Raw genomic sequence first — 16,887 nt, 5'->3', positions numbered from 1 at the left:
CCCCCCCGGGGGGGGGGGGGGGCCCAACCCCTTTTTTCCAAAATTCTTTTTTAAGCGCCCCCCCCCCCCCCCCGCCCCCCCCCCCCCGGGGAGGGGGGCCCCGGGGGGGGGTGGCGAACCATTAGAACGATGAACTTACAACCCACTTTCCTCAGCTGCGACTGGGGCACCTCGTCTTTCCGCCTGCGCCTTGTGGAGCGCGAGACATTGAAGGTGCTGGCCGAGGAAAGCTCCAAAGAAGGCAACGCCGCCACGGCCGAGCTGTGGCAGCAGGCCGGCCAGCCGCCGGAACAGCGTGTGGCGTTCTACCGGGCCATTATCCAGGCGCATCTGAAGAAGCTGGAGGAAGCCGTGGAAACCGCGTTGGATGAGGTACCCGTAGTGATTTCGGGCATGGCCTCGTCCACCATCGGCATGCTGGAGGTGCCGTATAAGCCGCTGCCGTTTGCGGCGGACGGTTCCGATTTGGCCGTCAAAATCCTGGCGCCGACGCCGGATTTTAAGCACGCCGTGCTGCTGATTTCGGGGGTGAAAAGCGACGATGACGTGATGCGCGGCGAGGAAGTGCAGTTGGTAGGCTGCCGCTTCGTGCGCACCGCAGAGGCGCAGCTATTCCTCCATCCCGGCACGCACGCCAAGCACGTGCTGGTGCAAAATGGCCAGGCCACTACCCTGAAAACCTACATGACCGGCGAGTTTTTCTCGCTGCTTTCCACCAAAAGCATCCTGGCGGCTTCGGTGGAGGAAAGCGGCAAATTGGAGGAGGGAAATAACCTTAAGTGGTTCGAAAAAGGCGTGCACGACAGCCAGGAAGCCAATTTACTACACAATGCCTTTCTGGTTCGTACCAACGACCTGTTCAAAAAAGCCAGCAAGCCGGAAAATTATTTCTACCTGAGCGGCCTGCTCATCGGCAGCGAATGCCACGACCTGGTGGCGCACCCGCCCGCCCGCATCACCTTGGCCGGCGAACCTGTGCTGGTGGCATTGTACGGCGCCGCCCTGCACGCGCTGGGCATTGATAGCCAATGCCCCGTGCAAACCAAAACGGCCGAGGAAGTGACCCTCACCGGCCAGGCCGCCGTATTGCAGCACCACCTCGCCGAATTGAAGCATTCCTAACGCTGCCGCGCCATGCAAGCCACTTCCATTTTGCACGCACAGGCGCTATTGGGCGAAGGTGCCCTCTGGAACCCGGCCTCGGAGCGGCTGTATTGGGTGGACATTGAGGGCCGGGCGCTGCACATTTTCGACCCTGCCACGGGCGACGACCGCCGCTACCCGGTGGGCAAACGCATTGGTACGGTGGTGCCCCTGCGCAACGGCAATGCCCTGGTGGCCCTGCAAACCGGCATCCACGAAATCGACCTCACTACCGGCGCCCTCGCCCGCTTAGCCGACCCCATCACCGACCAGTACCTGCGCTTCAACGACGGCAAATGCGACCCGGCGGGCCGCTTCTGGGTGGGCACGTTCGACCTGCAGCTGCGCCCCCACGCCAGCACCCTCTACCGCTTCGACCCCGACGGCAGCACCCACATCATGCTCCGCCGCATCACCAACTCCAACGGTATCGCGTGGTCGCTGGACCACTCCACGATGTACTACATCGACACGCCCACGCTGGCCGTGCAGGCCTTCGATTACGACAACGCGACGGGTGCCATTGCCCATCCCCGCGTCGTCATTCGCATTCCCGAAAGCCTGGGCGGCCCCGATGGCATGACAATCGACGCCGAGGGCAAGCTCTGGGTGGCGCTGTGGGGCGCGGGGCGTGTGCACCGCTATGACCCCGCCACGGGGGCGCTGCTCCAGGCCGTTGAGGTGCCGGCGCCCCATACCTCGTCGTGCGCCTTCGGCGGGCCGGGCCTGAAAACGCTGTTCATCACCACGGCCCGGGGCGGGCTCACGGCGCAGCAGCTGCGGGAGTTCCCGCTCAGCGGCAACGTGTTTGCGGTGCAGCCGGGCGTGGCGGGCGTGCCGGCCTGCTTTTTTGGGGCGAGTGAACAGTAGACTCAAAAGTCAGGCGAGGCGCTCCAGCAATTCGCGTTGCACGGCGCGCCAGTCTTTGTACTCGTCGCTCTCTTCCCAAAGCTCACGCAACTCTGATTCTTTCAAAATGGCCTTTACAGCCTTGCGCGCCAGCTTTTTGACTAACTCAGGTTCGGCAATCCGGATGGCTGCCGCGCTGGTGAGGGCATCTGGCGGAAAGTCAGCCGCCGGCTTTTGTTGGTTGGCCGCAATTATTTCGGCGGCGGCCAACGCTTCGCTGGCCGCATCGGCGTCCAGATAATCGTCCTCAACGGCGGCCTCTAACGTTGCCACAAGGTCGGCTTCCGACAAGCCTTCGCGTAAGCCCGCCAGGTAGTCGGCGGCCATGTCATTGTCAAAATTGCGGTGTCCCCAGGCGCCCATTGGTCGTTTTATCAGGTCAGGATTTGAAATTCAACAGCATTAGTGCGAAGTAAGCTACAACTCCGCCACCTGCAATTGAATATCCACGTTGCGGCCGTGGTCGTCGGCGCAGGAAATTTTAACCGTGCCGCTGGGTGGCCGGAAAAACACCCGCTCCGTAGCCGACGCGGCCCGCAGAAACCGGTCGTTCACGTACCAGAATACCTGCCGCACCTCGCTGCCCGCCGCGCAGCTCAGCAGCATCTGCTGCTTGTCGTGGCGGTCGAGCACGTATTCGGCGTGGTCGAGGGGAGAGGTGATGGCCAGGGCTGCGCCCGCGCCTTCTTCGGTGCTGCGCACCAGCCGGCAGGCGGCGTTGTGCGGGGGCAGGCGATTGGATGGCAGCCCCTGCGCCTCCCGAAACGCCAGCACCTCGGGCAGCGGGTTGGGGAAGAGCTGGCGCCGGAAACCAGTGGCGGGCACGCAGGCGCGGCAATAAGCCACAGCGCCATCGGCCGATACCAGCGCCTCCTTCTGGTGCTCGCAATGGCGGGCCGACGACGTGCCGGGCAGGTAATAATCAATGAGCTGGTTGGGGCAGTGCTCGCCGGGCACGAGGCCGGTTTCGGCGCATACCAACCGGAAATCCAGCGTGGCGGGTGGCACGGCCCAGCGGTTGGGCGAGTCATAGGCCAGGGCATTGAACAGGTCGAAGAGCAGGGGCGAGGCCACGTCGGCGCCCGTCAGGGCCGGGCTGCCCTGGCCGCTGAAGTTGCCCACCCACACCCCGATGGTGTAATCGGCATTATAGCCGATGCTCCAGGCATCGCGGCGGCCGTAGCTGGTGCCGGTTTTCCAGGCAATTTTGGGCAGGTGGCGGCTGTTTTGGTAGCCCATCGGCAGGTCGGGCCGGGTGCGCTGGGCGAGGATGTCGGTGACGAGGAAGGCGGCGGCGGGCGAAACCAATGGCTCACGCCCCGGCCCTTCGTTCAAAAGAGCGGAAGAGCCTCGCGATTTTTGTGTGCTGGCTAATGTCTTTCCGCGCTTCTGGAGAGGCGTCGGGAGTGAAGTTTCGCCGGGCGGTAAGGTGAGTCGTACGGCCCGGTACCTCCCACCATCGGCCAGTGCCGCATACAGTCCCGTCAGTTCTTCCAGCGTGGCACCGCAGCCGCCCAGAATGGTGCTCAAGCCCAGTAGGGGCGCAGCTTTGGCCACGCTTTTGAAGCCCGCGGCCCGCAGCTTATCCGTGAAAACGGGCATGCCCACCTCAGCCAGCACCCGCACGGCCGGGATGTTGAGCGAGTACGTCAGGGCGCGCTCCACGGTCACTTCGCCGGCGCAGCTTTTGTCGAAATTCTCGGGCCGGAAACCGCTGAAGTTGGTGGGCACGTCGGGCAGCTTCAGCTTCGGCGTCGCAATGCCCCTATCAACGGCCAGCGCATACAAAAACGGCTTCAGCGTACTGCCCGGCGAGCGAATGGCCCGCACGCCATCCACCTGCCCGCTGCTGGCCGCATCCTGGAAGTCGGCTGAGCCCACGTAGGCCTCCACGGCGCGGGTGCGGTTGTTCACCACCAGCACGGCGGCCTGCGAAATGCCCAGCTCGCGCAGGCGGCGCACGTAGTTGCGGGTCAGGTCCTCGGCCTTGGCCTGCGGGGTGCGCTGTAGCGTCGAATGAATGATGGGCTGGCCGGGAAACCGCGTCACCAGCCGCCGCGCCAGGTGCGGGGCCAGCGCGGGCGCGGCGCGGCGCTGCATATCGAGCGGCTCATGCAGCGCGTCTTCAATCGCCTGGTCAGGGAACAGGTGCTGCTGTCGGAACTGCCGCAGCCAGCGGTTGCGCTCGGCCAGAATCCGGTCGTTGTTTTTGCCCAGCACCAGCACGCGCGGCTGGTTCGGGATGATGGCCAGCGTCACCGTCTGGGCCAGCGACAGGTAGTCGGGCGGCTGCTGGAAGTAAAGCAGCGCCGCCGATTTTACCCCTTCGATGTTGCCGCCGTAGGGCACCAGGTTCAGGTAGAGCTGCAGGATTTCGGCTTTGCTATAATGCGCCTCCAACTGCGTGGCGCGCAGCATTTCCAGTAGCTTATTGCCGAAGGTGCGCTCCTTGGGTTCCAGCAGCCGGGCCACCTGCATGGTGATGGTGCTGGCCCCCGTAGTGCGGCCGGTTTTGAAAATATTGCGCCCGGCGGCCTGCATGATGGCCACGGGATTCACCCCGAAGTGGTAGCGGAAATACCGGTCTTCCTTATTGATAATGGCCTGCTGCAACGCCGGCGTGATTTCCGCCAGCTCGGTTTTCATCCGCCATTTCTGGGTGGGGTTCAGATAGGCGTGGAGCACGCTGCCATCGGCGGCCAGCACAATGGGGGAGTAGCGCGGCGCTGGCGGTAGGGGAAAAAGGCAGTCAAGCGCGAGCAGCAGGCACAGCCCGGCTGCGCCTGCCACCATAAAATTCCGAAGCCGAGGACGTAAACGCATCCTTAAAAATACAGCAAGTCGCCAATGCCCGCGTCCGCCAATGCATCCCGCGCCTACCAAGCCGCCCAACCCGCGCCCGCGCCCGTGTTCCGGCCACCTGGATTTTGTGGCGGAGGTTGCGCAGACGGGTCGCGTCGGCGTGCGCCTCCTGCGCACGAGCGCCTGCCGTGGCTCCAGGGCGGCCGCTACACCAGTGGCACAGCCTTTGGCCTGCGCGCCGCGCGCCTGGTTCCCGTCCCGATGCGCTTGGCGAGCGCATTATAAGGCATAGGGCAGTTGCGCATGGTGCCCGTTGGCTGGCTTTCAATTGCCATGCTTATCAAGCAGCCGGTTTGGGTTGGTGATGCGCATGGGCTTGGTTGCCTTGCCGCCTCCAGTGCCAGGTACTTCCCATTCTCTGACCTGAACGAGGACTGTGAAGAATGCATCAGCCAACTGCTAGACAAGAAACTATCAAATAAAAGTATATATTAAATATAATTTTTTATCGACTTTTTAAATTTGGTCTTGTTAATCAATTGTATACGGGTAAAGTATTATGACTTTTATCAGTTAATGTACTGATTAGGTAATATTATTTTAAAGAATAATCACATAATGTTTTTTCTTATGGGTTTAACACGCATATATTTGTTTCATCTTAAAAAAAACAAAAAAACTTCTAAAATCATAAACCGTTATGAAGACGCTTACCAACTCCGCCCTCCTCCTTTGCGGTCTCATCTTCGCCACCGGCTGCGAAAAAGCATCGGTAGCACCTGAACTGGCTGCCCCCTCTTCGCAAAACGAGGCTAAAATGGCGGCTGCCACAACGTCGAAAGACCGCGGCATCGAAACTCGTGTCACGGGGCAGTACAACGGCCAAAACTTCATAGCTACGTTGCGCGTTAGCTCCTTCGCATTCGGGAGCTACGGCTTGGTTGCCAATGGCAGCCTGCAGCAAATCGGCGGTGGCCTGTCCCGCACCGACGCTGCCGCACTGGAAAGCACTTCGGTGACGTTCAATATCAACCAAGTGGTGAACGAAGGTGCTTATCGCAGCTTCTACTACAACAACCTGAACGACGCCACGGCCGTTTATCCCTTCGACGTAGCCACCGAAAGCTTCACGCTGTCGCTGTCTCCCTACAGCGGGCCGAGCATTACGCTCGGCGCTGTGGATGCGACCGGTACTTTCGTGCCGTCGTACACCTCGCTCGTTCTTAGTGCGGCCGTCACTCCTCGCTTCAACAGAGTAAGCTCGATGGTAGCTGCTCTGCCCACCGTGTATGACCGCCACAACGCGACGTTCGTGAACGGAGCCAATGGTGAGCTTCTGGCCGCTGGCTATGCCGAGCTGGGCGCCCGCCTCGACGCCATTGCCGACGTGGTTGGCCGGTACTAAATTGTAGGGCTTAGGCCCTTGCCCGCAGAAAAGCCAACCGACGGAAGAAGCAAACTTCCCACGTCGGTTGGCTTTTCTGCGTTCAGAGGTTTCGATTTGGGCAGGTTGGTAGGCCCCGTATGAATGAGTGTTTTCTGCATTTGGGCACCAGGCTGGTCTGTAAAGCGGCAGTACCACTCATTAAGATTCAGCAGGCACCACGGGGAGCGATACTAAGCATTGCTTTTAGTTCCTGAATTCAGGGCGCTCAATGCTCAAAACCTATCTCAGCTCCTAGCACCCGCCAGAAATTTTTTACTGTCTATAAAGTACAGTTCAAAGCTGGGAGTTATTGCGGGTTAGCCGCTGAGCCGTTCCATAGGGAGTTATCAGCTCTGGTTGTGGTGGCAATCTATTTGTAAAAAGGGGAATGAGAAGTTTTACGAGGCAGAAGTCATGCTTTGTACCCTTGGTGTGCGGGCAGAAGCAGCCTTACAGTGCATGCACATGCCCGTCATATCCCAGTATGTTCGACATAACGGGCATGCATACACAGATTCAGTTAACGGACCCGTACCGTTCCCGCTCCATTATAGCTGTGGTAGTCCGCATTGTACATCGCATCCGCATTCACCGGCCCCAGCTTGAAGGTGCCTTTCGACACTGCCCGGCACAGATAATAAAAATGCTTCGGCGCGCCCGTGGCGGTAGTGAACATATTAATCCGGTCATCGCGCACGTCCAGATAATCTGGCGTCGAAGCATCCTTGGCCCAGGCCAGCTCGCGCAATGCGCCGATACGCGGGTTCTCGATTTCTAACCCAGCCGGCAGCAAATCCGTGATGGCCACATTCTTGATTTCGCCGGCCGCGTCACCGGCTTCGATGCTGATGCGCACCACCACCAAATCGTTCTGGCGGAAGGTGGGGGTGCCCAACGGCACGCCGTCGCGGTTCAGGAACTGGCGGCGGACTTTCAGGTAGGCGTCTTCTTCCTTCACCTGGCCGCTGGCCGAGATGCCTTCGGTTTCCCAGAAGTAGTAGAGGCTGCCCTGGCCGGCGGTACGGATGCTGACGTTGCGGTTGGCTACGTTGCGTAGCGTGAGGTCTTTGCCATCAAATTTTCCTGCGGGTTTGCCGTCGATGAGCAGGCTCGCGGTGGCGGTGCTCTTGGCGTTCTGGCGGGCTATTTTGCCGAGGGCGAGGAGGGCGAAGGCACTTTCCTGGGTGCTGAGCCAGTAGGCCTGCTTCATCTGGCGGCTGAGCTGGCGGGCGATGCCGGGGATTTGCGGGTTGTTGGGGTCGGTGCTGACGAGGGCGTTGAGGATGAGGCCTTCGTCGCGGATGGGGGAGTAGAACGAGCCGTCGAGGGCGCGCCGGGCGGCCCGCTCGCTGCCGAACTTGGTGGGCAGCAGCTCGCGGAAGGCGCGCTGGTTGCCGAGCAGGCTCTGGGTGCAGGCGAGCAGGAACCGGGAGTCTTCGGTGAGCAGGGGGCGGTTGGCGCGGTAGTAGTTCATGGCCACGGGGTCCTGGCGGCCGGCCAGGGCGAGGACGTAGAGCGAGTAGGCGATTTCCTTGCTGGCTATCGTGCGCTGGCGGGCAATGTTGCTGACGTCGAAGTACTGGTAGGGCTCGGTTTCGCGCTTTTTGAGGCGGAAGGCCAGGTATTTCAGCACCTTGTCGAGCACGGATTTATTCACCGCGAAGCCGGCCTGCTGGGCTTCCTGCAGGAAATGGGCGGCGTAGGCGGTGGCCCACCAGTTATCGTAGTCGCCGCCCGGCCAGTAGCTCAGGCTGCCGTTGTAGAGCTGCATGCTCTCAATCTTGCGGATGGCTTCCTGGACGTGGTAGTTCGGATTGTAGCGCTGGGCCTTGGCGGCGGCCCCGGTTTTCTGCTGCAAAGTGGCCGCCAAATCGGCGTAGTAGAGCTGCGGGAAGGCGGCCGACACAGTTTGCTCCAGGCAGCCGTAGGGGTATTGCAGCAGGTAGCGCAAATCCTTGCTGAACTCCGTGAGCGGCGAGCGGCTCACCACCAGCCGACTGCTGAGCGAGGTGGGCAGGAAATCGGTTTTCAGGTTGAGCGGGAGCGTGGCCCCGCCGGCAATTACGCCGCTGCCGGTGCGCTTTTCGAGCGAGGCGGCGGGGCGCACGGGGAGTTCGATGGTTTCGGTGAAAGTTTCGGTTGTTCCCTTCAATCCAGTGGCGGAAATCTTAACGCTACCGCCGCCAATAGTTTGCCGTGCTGCTACGTGAAAGGTAACTCTGTTTTCAGCGTTAGGGCGCAGTAAAACGGACCATTCTTCGTTTCTGCCTTTGACACTGACTCCATCAACTCCGTTCAGTTCTTCTATGGGTTCAGCAGACACAAGCGGGCCGGAAAGTTGCTTAGTGACTTTCACCGCAATCAGATTTTTGGTCGTATTCGTCAGCGTTACCGGCACGTCAATCGTGTCGCCAGGACTCATAAACCGTGGTAGCGCCGTAGAAATCACCACTGGGTCGGCCACCTTCATCGTGAATTCGGCCGAGCCGAAGGCATCGTCTTTGTAGGCCACGGCCATGATGCGGAGCGCCCCGCTGAACTGCGGCACGCGCACCCGGTAGCGCACTTTGCCGTCGCCGTCAGCGGTGAGGACGCCGCTCCATTTCGAGACCAGTTTCACGCGGCGGTTGGGCACGGGGTTGGTGCGGTTGCGCAGGTCGGCCGCGTCGCCGCCGCTGCTGCTGGTGCCGAGTTCCGGGAGGAGGAAGGGGTACACGTCGAAGGCCGATACTTCGAGGGCGCGCTTCTGGTAGAAGTAGGCGTGCGGGTCGGGCGTCTGGTAGTTTTTGAGCTGGAGAATGCCTTCGTCCACCACGGCCAGGGTGAGCTGGGCGCGGGGCGCGGTGGTGATTTCCACGGTTTGCCAGGTCTGGGAGCGGCTTGCTGCCGGCGCGGCAATGGCCACGGCGAGGCGCGAATCGGCCTTTTCCACGGTCAGGGGCAGGAAGCCGCGGGCCACGGTGAGGGGCAGGCGGTCCTGGGCGGTGTGGGCGCGCACGGCGGTGGCGGTCACGTACACATTGGGCACGTGCTCGGCTTTGATGGGGATTTTGACCTCGGCCGCCTTGCCGTCGGTGGTCACGTAGAAATGGTCGAGCACGTTGGCCCGCTCCACCGTCACCAGAATGCGGCCGGCGAAGGGCGATTTCAGCAGCAGGTTGGCCGTTTCGCCGGGCGCGTACTTGGGCTTGTCCGCCTCAATGGTCACCTCGCCCTCGTTGTTCACCTCGAAGGAATTGGCCTGGGTATCGCCGTAGCCGTAGGCGTAAAACCGCTGCGTGACGTAGCTGCTGGCGCCCGGCCGGCTCACGCGCACCTCGTATTCGCCCGAGTAGATGGGGGTGAAGCTGAAGCTGGTTTCGGCCCCCACGGCGCGGCTCTGGCTCAAAATCACCTGGTCGCGCTGCTGCGAATTGTACACGTAGCGGCCGCCCTGGCGCTCCAGCACGGTTTCCCAGAGCTTGCGCACTACCTTGATATCGGCCGGGGCCGACGTGGGTTTGCCGGCGGGCGTGAGGGCCAGCAGCTTCACCGTGAGGGCCTGTTTGGTGCTGATGAGGTCGGGCAGGTTGGCGATGCCGAACATCGTGGCCTGGGTTTGCACGTCGAAGGTGGCGAGGCGGTTCACGGGCCGGCCGGTTTCGTCGAACACCGTGGCGAAGGCCACGCCCTCCAGCGTGCCGAGGTCGCGGTAGTCGGGCACGGTGTAAGCGGCCGTGCCGTGGCCGGCGGCGTCGGTGGTGCCTTCGCGCACGGTTTTCTCGAAGCGGGCGGTGAGGGCGCTTTCGCTGGCTTCCTCGCCGTCCTCGTTGGTGGTCCGGCGCTTCTCGCCGCTGTTGATGGTGAAGCTGTAGTCGGGGTATTTCGGGGCCGAGAAAACCTTCTGCTTGAGCGAGAATTCGACCTCAAACTTGCGGTCGGCGGCGGGCGGGCCGAAGAGGTTCACGGCCGTGATGCTGGCCGTCACGTCCTGGCCCGGTTTCACGGTTTTGGGGGCGGCCGTCACGGTCACCTTCATGCGGTCGGGGATGAACTCTTCGACGCTGATTTGGCGCGAGGTCAGCAGCACGTCGTTGCCGGTCAGCACCTCCATCGTGTAGAGGCCCGTCATGATGGTGGGCGGCAGAATGAAGCGGCTTTCGAAGCTGCCCGCCGCGCTGAGTTTCTGCTGTAAGCTGCTATATTCCTTGCCGCTGGGCAGCAGTAGGCGGATTTTCATGGGCAGACCCGAAGGCGGGTTTTTCCAGTCCTCGGTGCGGATGACGGTGTTGGTCCGCACCGTGTCGCCGGGCCGGTACAGGTTGCGGTCGCCGTACAGAAACGCCTGATAGTGGGCGGCGTTCGAGGTCAGCCCGCCCACCTCAAAACGCGAGGTTTCAACCCGGCTTTTGGTCAAATCCAGAAAGGAAAAGTCGGCATCCTTCACCGCCGTAATCATGCCCAGCGTGAAGCGCTTCATGCTGGCTGCCGAATCGAACTGCGCCACGCCGGATTTGTCGGTCGTAGTCGTGCCAATCACCTGATTATTCGAGCTCACGAGATTCACCGTGACGCCCGATAACGGCTCGGCCGTGCGGATGGAATTGGCGAACACCGTGGTGCCGCCCGTCGCGCCCTGCTTCACGATGAGGCCGAGGTCCGTCACGGCCACCAGCTTGCTCACCTGCAGCCACTGCCGCTCGGTATCCTGCACGCGGATGACGTACAGGCCCTTCAGCGGCCCCTGAAATTCGAGGTCTTTCAGATTGAGATTGAGCAGGCGCAGGCCGCCCTCCTTGGGTAGGCCATCGACGGAAATCGTGCGTTCCGACAGCACGTTACCGATGTTTTCGGTGTCGTAATACTGGAAGCTGCGGTCGATGTAGTCGCCGTTTTCGTCGGTGTTCGATTCGCGGGGCTCGTCCTCGTCGTATTCGGGGTAGCCGTACTGCTTTTCGCCGCGCAGCAGCTGCTGAATGTTGTTGGCGTAGACCTTGGCAATGGTCACCTTCACCTTGGCCACTTCGTTAATGCGCAAACCCAGGTTCCGGTTCCCCAGCGCATCGAGGTACATGGCCTTGTCGCTGCTGGTGAAGCTCAGACTTGGCCGCTCATCCCCAAACGAAACCGCCTGCGTGAACGCCTCGCCCAGGCTGCCGCCCAGCAGCCCGCGCGTGCCGGCCGCCAGCGAAATTTGGTAGGTTTTGCCTACCTCGAAGCTGCCGCGCAGGGCAAAACCGCTTTCCAGCGCCTCCACCGAAAACGCCACGGCGGGCGTCACCTTCAAATTGGGCTGCACGTCGGTGGCGCTCACGGGCTGGTTGAGCAGCAGCGTCACCACCGGCTGGCCGTTGAGCAGGGAGCCGGTCAGCTCGCGCACTTCCAGCGTGCTTTGGTCGGGGATTTCGGCCTGGGCGGTGAGGACTTTCTCGGTGGCCTTGGTCCCGGCCGCCGGGCGCAGGCCGGGCGCGATGTCAATCTGCACCGGCGTGCCCGCCTGCACGTCCTGCATAAACGTGACGGCCACCAGCGCATCCGGCTCGGCCGAATTTACTTCCACGGCCACGGGCTTGCCACCCTGCGTCACCTTGAGGCGCGACTTCACATCGGAGGGCCGCACGGGGTAGTTGAATACCAGGTTGGCGCGCAATTCGGCCGTGCCCGCCGCCCGCTTCGAGCTACCGTAGAACACCTGCGGCGCGGCCATACCCAGATACGGCGTGTGGAATTTGGGCCGGTTCAGCGCCAGCTTCTGCTTGTCACTGGGCAGCGTTTCGGGCCTTAACGAGGCTGAGAAAACGGTGCTGGGCCGGAAGGGCTCCAGCGGCGAAAAGGTCAATTCCCGGTCGCCGGTCCACTTGAACTTGCCGCGGATGTTGGGCGAGAACGTGACGTAGCGGGTGGTGTCCCAGCGGTTTTGCCGGGCCTCGTCCACCACCTTTTCATCGAAGGTGAACACTAGGTTGGAGTAGGGGTCGATTTCGTCGCCGTCGGTCTGGGCCGTTTCGACGGCTTGCTCCTGGGCGGTTTTTTTCGAGCACGAGGCAGCCGCCAGCAGCATCAGCAGCAGGGGCAAGAAGCGGTAACGGGCCAGCATGGAGGAGAGGGAGTGGGGAAAGCCGCAGGGAAGGTAGGCAGAAGCCCGGATTTTATTGCAACGCGAAAAGCGCAACGGTATTGGGCCGCGCGGCGGGCTGCTTTACCAGTTGCAAATAGTGGAATGCCGGGCCATATATGCTTGCAATTCAGCAATAGATTTCCCCTCCAACTCCAATAAGGCCGCGTACGGGTTGCCGGGCAATTGCAATAAATTAGCAAACGCGGGCTCCGTCTTCAGGCCCTGCTTTTTCAAGCGGCGCACGGCCCGCCGCCACGCTTCGCCCCCGGCTTCCAGCACGGCAGCCTCCACTAGCAAATGGCGGAAACCGTTTTGCTGAGCCGTCGGCAATGCCTGCCCAAATACTTCCACTTCGCGGCCCCGGTAGCGGAAGCTGCTGACAATGCATGACTGGCCATCAATGGAATGCCGCGCCGACTGGAAGCTGTGGCGGTAGCCGTAGTATTGCTGCAGCAGCTCCACGAAACGGGGTGTTTCTGCGGGAGGTACTTCGCACAAAACGTCCAAATCGCTGCCTGCAACGTCGATGCCGAGCGGAATCGTGCCGGCCAGCACCGGCTTGAAATCGGCCAGGACGGGCCAGAGGTTTAGCGCTTGCAGTAACGAATGGGCGCGTTGCTGGCGCTGGTTGCCGGTTAATAGATAGCGCAGGTCGGCCCAGTCTGGCATTGTGGAAATAGCAGGTCTAGAATTGTAGAGACGCGACACTTCGCGTCTCGGCGTTGAACGACGCTGTAAGGCCGGTGCGGGCGCCGAGACGCGAAGTGTCGCGTCTCTACAGATTAATGCACCAAATCCAGCACCTCGCGCAGCCGCTCCACCGCCCGGAATTCCACGCCCGCCAGCAGCTCGGCCGGCACGTGCTCATGTATCCAGTTGGTGTGGTAGGGGACGTGGATGGCCGGGAAACCCAGCTTGGCCACCGGCAGAATATCCGATTTCAGCGAGTTGCCAATCATCACGAAGTTCTCGGGCGTGGCGCCGAGGCGGGCGAACAGACGATTGTAAGTGGGTACGTCTTTCTCGCTCACAATTTCGACGTAGTCGAAAAAGTCGCCCAGGCCGGAGCGGGCTATTTTACTTTCCTGGTCGAACAGGTCGCCTTTGGTGAGGAGGATGAGTTTATGGCCGCGCTCTTTTAGCTCCGTGAGCACGTCCACCACATCGGGCAACGGCTCGATGGCGAAGCGCAGCAAGTCCTTGCCCAAGTCCAGAATCCGCTGGATTTCGCTGCCCACCACCGCGCCGCCCGAAAGCTGAATGGTCGTCTCAATCATCGAGAGCATAAACGACTTGGCCCCGTAGCCAAACAGCTGCATGTTGGCCCGCTGCACGTCGTAGAGCCGCGCGTTGATGGTGGCATGGTCAGCATACGGGGCCAGAATCTGGAGCAGCTGGGCCTCGACGTGGTCGAAATGCGGCTGGTTGGGCCAGAGGGTATCGTCGGCGTCGAAGGCAATGAAGGTTTGCGTGGGCATGGCATTGCAGATGTAGGGGCGGGGCCTGCCCCCGCCCGTCGTTGAATGGTGGCGTCAATTGGCGGCGCGAACGGCGGGCGGGGGCAGGCCCCGCCCCTACGTCAGCCAGATACCTCGCCCAACCCCGCAAAGCTACCGACCTTTGCTCGCCATGAAGCACCTGATTGACCTCGAAACCTGGCCCCGCCGCGAGCATTTTGCCTTCTTTTCGGCCTTCGAAGAGCCCTTCTTCGGCCTCACGGCCAACGTGGACTGCACCAGCGCGCAGGGTGAAGCCAAGCGGCTGGGCGTGTCGTTTTTCCTCTACTACCTCTACCACGCCCTGGAGGCGGCCAACGAAGTCGAAGCCTTCCGCTACCGCATCGAAAATGGCCAGGTTTTCTTGTATAACCGCATTCACGCCTCTGCCACCCTCGGCCGGCCCGACCACACGTTTGCCTTTTCCTTCATCGAGCAAAACGACACGCTGCCCGGCTTCATCGCCGCCGCCGCCGCCGAAATCGCGGCCGTGCAGGCCAGCACCGGCCTGCGCCTGAATGACACTACCGGCCGGCCCGATGTGGTGCACTGCTCGGCCCTGCCGTGGGTGCGCTTCACCAGCCTCTCGCACGCCCGCAGCTTCACGCACCCCGACAGCTGCCCCAAAATATCCTTCGGCCAGGTTTTTCAGGAAGGCGAGACATTGCAAATGCCGGTGTCGGTGCACCTGCACCACGGGCTTGGTGATGGCTACCACGTGGGCTTGTTTCTAGCCGCGTTTCAGCGGCGGCTGGGGGTGTGAAGGGAATTTAAAATGGCTCAGCTAAGCACGGAGAATGATTTCAAATTTTTAATTCGTCATTTTTAATTCCCCGCCCTTGCTCTCGCACCCGCACGAAGTCTTTCTCGAAGTAGCCCAGCGCCTGAGCTTCACCAAGGCCAGCCAGGCCTTGTTCACCAGCCAGTCGGCCGTGAGCAAGCAGGTGAAAGCCTTGGAAGAGCACTACAAAACCGGTCTGTTCGAACGCCTGGGCAGCAGCATCCAACTCACGCCGGCCGGCCGCAAGCTCTACGAGAAACTGCTACAAGCCAAGCAGCTGCAGCAGGAGCTGCACCAGGAAATGAGCGCGCTCAGCCCTGATTTCGCGCCCAGCCAGCACCTGCTCATCGGGGCCAGCACCACCATTTCGCTTTATGTGCTGCCGCCCGTGGTGTCGGCCTACCTGCAGAAGCACCCCAACCGCCAGCTCAGCCTCAAAAACCGCAATTCCGACAACATCCTGCGTGCTTTGCTCGACCATGAAATTGAGCTGGGCATCATCGAAGGCATTCACAAAGTGAGTAACGTGACCTACACGCCGCTGCTCACGGATGATGTAGTGGCCGTGTGCGCGGCGGGCAATCCCTTGGAAAAACGCACCCTCGAAGTGCACGACCTGCTCACCACGCCGCTGGCCCTGCGGGAGGCTGGCTCCGGCACGCTGGCGGTGCTGGAAGAAGCCCTGGCCCGGCACCGCATCAAGCTGGCCGCCCTGCCCGTGCGCGTGCGCCTGGGCGGCACCGAAGCCCTCAAAAACTTCGTGCGCGTCGATACCTGCCTGGCTTTTCTGCCCCGCCAGGCGGTGGTGAAAGAACTTGCTTCGGGCGAGTTTTCGGAGGTCAAAATCAAGGGTTTCGCGCTGAAACGGGAGTTCAATTTTATCCAGCGCAAGGGCACGGAGAACAATGCGCCCTACAAGGATTTCCTGCAATTCACGCGGCGCTACTATTCCGGAAAGGCATAGACTATTCCAAATGCCTATCCCAAACAGGCATGCCCCGGGTGAAGGTCCTCCGTACTTTGCCCCATGAAACTGATTGCTTCCGAATCCCTTTCCCGCCTCACCGCGCTGCACTGCTCCGCCTGCGGCACTGAATATTCCGCTTTCGACTTGCAGCGGGTTTCGGCCTGCTGCCAGGTGCCGCTCTTGGCCGACTACGACCTGCACGAGCCCCTGAGCCGCTCTGTCATCGACCAGGCCGATGCCTCCATGTGGCGCTACGGGGCCCTGCTGCCCTTGCTACACCCGGAAAACAAAGTCACGCTAGGCGAAGGCCTGACCCCGCTGCTGCGCTTGCCGCGCCTGGCCGCGCGCTACGAGCTGTCCTCCCTTGTGCTCAAGGACGAAGGCCAAAATCCCACCGGTTCGTTTAAAGCGCGCGGCCTTAGCATGGCCGTTTCCAAAGCTAAGGAGTTGGGCGTCGAGGGCTGCATCATTCCCACGGCCGGCAACGCGGGCGTGGCCCTGGCCGCCTACTGCGCCCGCGCCGGCCTGCGCGCCGTGGTGGTGATGCCGCGCCACACGCCCGCCGCTTTCAAAGAAGAATGCTACTGGTACGGGGCCGAAGTGGAGCTGGTCGATGGCCTCATCAGCGACTGCGGGGCCCGGGTGCGCCAGCGCAACGCCGACGGTGCCCTCCTCGACATCTCAACCCTGAAAGAGCCCTACCGCCTCGAAGGCAAGAAAACGATGGGCTACGAAATTGCCGAACAGATGAACTGGACGCTGCCCGACGTGCTGCTCTACCCCGCCGGCGGTGGCACCGGCCTCATTGGCATCTGGAAGGCGTTTCAGGAAATGAAGCAGCTCGGCTGGCTCGCGCCCGAGGTGAAATTGCCCCGCATGGTGGCCGTGCAGGCCGAAAACTGCTGCCCGCTCCTCGAAACCTACGAAGGCCGCCAGTCCAACTGCCACGCCTACCAGGGCCGCGCCACGCTGGCCAATGGCCTGGCCGTGCCCCACCCGCTGGGCGAGGCCATGATGCTGCGTGTGCTGCGCGAATCAAACGGCACCGTAGTGAGCGTGAGCGAAGAAGGCATGCTGGCCGGCATGCGCGACCTTGGCCAGCACGAGGGCCTGTTCGTAGCTCCCGAAGGCGGCGCGGTGTGGACGGCCGCCCGCCAATTGCTGGCCACTGGCGAAATCCAGCCCGATGAGAAAATCCTGCTCCTGAACACCGGCAACGGCCAGAAGTATATGGACAACGTAGCCGGGCGTGCGTGGGGATAGTGG

The 16,887-nt window shown here is 61.8% G+C and carries 11 protein-coding genes; 6 read left to right on the top strand and 5 right to left on the bottom strand.

Going from position 1 to position 16,887, the window contains the following annotated elements:
• Window positions 1-129 precede the first annotated feature (129 nt).
• Window positions 130-1,122: a 2-dehydro-3-deoxygalactonokinase gene (locus Q4S41_RS16860; protein WP_305032298.1), complete on the top strand. Its 993-nt coding sequence runs from the start codon at window positions 130-132 to the stop codon at window positions 1,120-1,122.
• A 12-nt stretch (window positions 1,123-1,134) separates the two neighbouring features.
• Window positions 1,135-2,013, top strand: a complete 879-nt coding sequence (locus Q4S41_RS16855) for an SMP-30/gluconolactonase/LRE family protein (RefSeq protein WP_305032297.1) — start codon at window positions 1,135-1,137, stop codon at window positions 2,011-2,013.
• 9 nt (window positions 2,014-2,022) lie between these two features.
• Here the strand turns inward: Q4S41_RS16855 and Q4S41_RS16850 are convergent, their stop codons facing one another.
• Window positions 2,023-2,415 (bottom strand): DUF4259 domain-containing protein, encoded by a 393-nt coding sequence (locus tag Q4S41_RS16850; protein ID WP_305032296.1) that lies wholly within the window; start codon window positions 2,413-2,415, stop codon window positions 2,023-2,025.
• Between the two features lie 54 nt (window positions 2,416-2,469).
• A complete protein-coding gene (gene pbpC, locus Q4S41_RS16845) occupies window positions 2,470-4,845 on the bottom strand; it encodes a penicillin-binding protein 1C (protein ID WP_305032295.1) in 2,376 nt (791 codons plus the stop codon).
• Between the two features lie 709 nt (window positions 4,846-5,554).
• Between pbpC and Q4S41_RS16840 the strand changes: the two genes are divergently transcribed.
• On the top strand, window positions 5,555-6,259 hold the full coding sequence (locus tag Q4S41_RS16840; RefSeq protein ID WP_305032294.1) for a hypothetical protein: 705 nt from the start codon (window positions 5,555-5,557) through the stop codon (window positions 6,257-6,259).
• A gap of 541 nt (window positions 6,260-6,800) precedes the next feature.
• Here Q4S41_RS16840 and Q4S41_RS16835 read toward each other — a convergent pair.
• The 3 genes from Q4S41_RS16835 to Q4S41_RS16825 form a co-directional block, all read right to left on the bottom strand.
• Window positions 6,801-12,356, bottom strand: a complete 5,556-nt coding sequence (locus Q4S41_RS16835; RefSeq protein ID WP_305032293.1) for an alpha-2-macroglobulin family protein — start codon at window positions 12,354-12,356, stop codon at window positions 6,801-6,803.
• Window positions 12,357-12,458: 102 nt separating this feature from the next.
• On the bottom strand, window positions 12,459-13,046 hold the full coding sequence (locus Q4S41_RS16830) for a DUF4269 domain-containing protein (RefSeq protein ID WP_305032292.1): 588 nt from the start codon (window positions 13,044-13,046) through the stop codon (window positions 12,459-12,461).
• Between the two features lie 113 nt (window positions 13,047-13,159).
• On the bottom strand, window positions 13,160-13,855 hold the full coding sequence (locus Q4S41_RS16825) for an HAD family hydrolase (RefSeq protein ID WP_305032291.1): 696 nt from the start codon (window positions 13,853-13,855) through the stop codon (window positions 13,160-13,162).
• 151 nt (window positions 13,856-14,006) lie between these two features.
• Between Q4S41_RS16825 and Q4S41_RS16820 the strand changes: the two genes are divergently transcribed.
• From Q4S41_RS16820 to Q4S41_RS16810, 3 genes are all read left to right on the top strand, one after another.
• Window positions 14,007-14,636 (top strand): CatA-like O-acetyltransferase, encoded by a 630-nt coding sequence (locus Q4S41_RS16820; RefSeq protein WP_305032290.1) that lies wholly within the window; start codon window positions 14,007-14,009, stop codon window positions 14,634-14,636.
• Window positions 14,637-14,712: 76 nt separating this feature from the next.
• Window positions 14,713-15,618: a LysR family transcriptional regulator gene (locus Q4S41_RS16815; protein WP_305032289.1), complete on the top strand. Its 906-nt coding sequence runs from the start codon at window positions 14,713-14,715 to the stop codon at window positions 15,616-15,618.
• A 63-nt stretch (window positions 15,619-15,681) separates the two neighbouring features.
• Complete coding sequence (locus tag Q4S41_RS16810; protein ID WP_305032288.1) at window positions 15,682-16,884, top strand: threonine synthase; 1,203 nt, start codon at window positions 15,682-15,684, stop codon at window positions 16,882-16,884.
• The last annotated feature ends 3 nt before the right edge of the window (window positions 16,885-16,887 follow it).

Source organism: Hymenobacter convexus (assembly GCF_030580955.1).
In the GTDB taxonomy this organism is placed as follows: Bacteria; Bacteroidota; Bacteroidia; order Cytophagales; family Hymenobacteraceae; genus Hymenobacter.
Note: the sequence above shows the minus strand (reverse complement) of the source record. Positions and strands in the feature narration are given on the sequence as shown.